General features: G+C 48.4%; 1 protein-coding gene. It reads right to left on the bottom strand.

Annotated elements, in window-relative coordinates; genetic code table 11:
• Window positions 1-68: 68 nt before the first annotated feature.
• Window positions 69-677 (bottom strand): imidazole glycerol phosphate synthase subunit HisH, encoded by a 609-nt coding sequence (gene hisH, locus ACYVTD_RS14980; protein ID WP_461248510.1) that lies wholly within the window; start codon window positions 675-677, stop codon window positions 69-71.
• Window positions 678-721: the final 44 nt, after the last annotated feature.

The raw sequence follows: 721 nt of genomic DNA, 5'->3' as shown, positions 1-721 counted from the left end.
AATTTTATTCCCTTCACTCCTCTGCCGTCATCAACATCAAGGCATGGAATTATACGTTTTGCCTGCATTTAGACCCCCACCCAATTTTTAAGAAGGGCAAGCCCTGCCGCGCCGGATTTTTCCGGGTGAAATTGCACGCCGGCTAATGCTCCTCGTTCAACGGCGCAACAGTAACGGACATAGTAGTCGGTTTGCGCGGCGGTTACCGAATCGTCGGCGGGATCTGCGTAGTATGAATGTATGTAATAAAAAAAACTGTTTTCTGTTAAGCCCCGGAAAATTTTCGATTCTTTTTTGGCGTTTGTCTGATTCCAGCCAATCTGCGGAACTTTGCGTCCTGGGAAACGCCGCACTGTTCCGTGAATTACCGAAAGTCCGTGCGTATTTGGGGCTTCCTGTGAAGTTTCAAATAACAACTGTAAGCCGATACAGATTCCCAAAAAGGGTTTGTCCGCTTTTATCCATTCTTTTATGGCTTGCGCGTAACCTGACTTGTTAATAGACGCCATTGCGGTAGCGAAATGTCCGTCGCCTGGAAAAATTATTTTATCAAAGGGCGAAGTCGAGGGTGAAAGTTCTTGCGGTCCTTCGGCAAAACGCGCGGGAACGGAAAGCCGCTTTAAGGCGTTCATAACAGAGCCTAGGTTTCCCGCGCCGTAGTCAATTACGCCGATCACACAAGCGCTCCGGGCGTGTCAAAACCAGGAAGAATGCCTTTAGT

The organism is Treponema sp. R6D11, assembly GCF_054786075.1.
This window is presented reverse-complemented; position numbering and strand designations above follow the sequence as displayed.